Source organism: Microbacterium sp. Bi128 (genome assembly GCF_918698205.1).
The window spans coordinates 1-1,000 of sequence record NZ_CAKKMM010001694.1; the positions used below are offsets into that span (position 1 = coordinate 1).

At 65.7% G+C, this 1,000-nt stretch carries 1 protein-coding gene; it reads left to right on the plus strand.

The genetic code is table 11. The features are described 5' to 3' along the window. Nucleotides 1-1,000: ExeM/NucH family extracellular endonuclease (locus tag LQV45_RS35580; protein ID WP_230012772.1), on the plus strand; the 1,000-nt coding region annotated here is incomplete at both ends.

Consider the following 1,000-nt stretch of genomic DNA (forward strand, 5'->3'; position numbering starts at 1 on the left):
CCTCAAGGACGCCGCCACGAAGGCCCAGGTGCTCCCGTATCTGACCACGGCCGATCACGTCCGGGTCGGCGCGCCGGTGGCGTTCAAAACCAACGTGGTGCTCAGCTACGCGAACAATGCCTGGAAGTTCCAGCCCCTGACCCAGCTGACGGCCGCCAACGCGGACACCGTCCAGCCGGCCAGCTTCGGCGCCACCCGCGCGGACACCCCCGCGGCGGTTGGCGGCAATCTCAAGCTTGCCTCCTTCAACGTGCTGAATTACTTCCCCACCACCGGCGACCAGATCTCCGGCTGCACGTTCTACCCGGACCGGGACGGCAACCCCATCACGGTCAAGGGCGGCTGCGACGTCCGAGGCGCGGCGAACGCGGAGAACTTCAAGCGGCAGCAGGACAAGATCGTCGCGGCGATCTCCAAGTCCGGGGCCGACGTCGTCACGCTCATGGAGGTCGAGAACTCGGCCCAGTTCGGCAAGAACCGGGACGACGCCCTCGCCAAACTGGTGGATGCCCTGAACATCGCCACGCCGGGGATCTGGGACTACGTCCGTACGCCCGCCAACGCACCCCCGCTGGCGGACGAGGACATGATCCGCACCGCGTTCATCTACAAGTTGGCCGCCGCCGAACCGATCGGCGAATCCATCATCCACAACGACACGGTCGCGTTCGCCAGCGCCCGCAAGCCGATGGCCCAGGTCTTCAAGCCGGTCGGCGCCTCCGATGACAAGAAGTTCATCGCGATCGCCAACCACTTCAAGTCCAAGGGCTCCGCCGCGACGCCGGATGACACCGACAAGGGCCAGGGCGCCTCGAACCTGGCGCGCACCGCCCAGGCCAAGTCCCTGCTGGCGTTCGCCGACGAACTGCAGAAGTCCAAGGGCACGGACAAGGTCTTCCTGATCGGTGACTTCAACTCCTACGCCAAGGAGGATCCGATTAACGTCCTCACGGGCGCCGGGTACGTCAACCAGGATGAGAAGGCCAAGAACGCCGACATG